At 64.9% G+C, this 336-nt stretch carries 1 pseudogene; it reads right to left on the reverse strand.

Going from position 1 to position 336, the window contains the following annotated elements:
• Window positions 1-202 (reverse strand): annotated as a pseudogene (gene istB, locus QMX85_RS23380) (IS21-like element ISPst3 family helper ATPase IstB); the annotation flags it as partial.
• Window positions 203-336 lie beyond the last annotated feature (134 nt).

Consider the following 336-nt stretch of genomic DNA (forward strand, 5'->3'; position numbering starts at 1 on the left):
CGCGGTGCATCGGCAGCTTGGCCATGTTCATCTGGTGGCTCACCGAGCGCATGGCGCGATCTGTGTGCTCTTGTTCCAGCAGGTGTTCGAGCAGCCACTTGGACGAGGCTGTGTTCGACTCACCCTGCGCAGTCAACTCCGCCCAGGCCGTGGCCATGCCGTGCAGGCGCAGCTCCTTGAGTTCCGCCATCAAATCACGCATGACCGATCTCCTCGGCCTGGCCACGCAGGCGGTCGTAGCGCGCCGTGTTAGCGACGGGGGCTTCCTTGAGCGACAAGTGGGTTTCGACGCTGGGTGGTGGTTCGGTCGCGGCCAGGCGCGCCACGACATTGAGG

Source organism: Pseudomonas sp. PS02288 (genome assembly GCF_029959715.1).
In the GTDB taxonomy this organism is placed as follows: Bacteria; Pseudomonadota; Gammaproteobacteria; order Pseudomonadales; family Pseudomonadaceae; genus Pseudomonas_O; species Pseudomonas_O kuykendallii.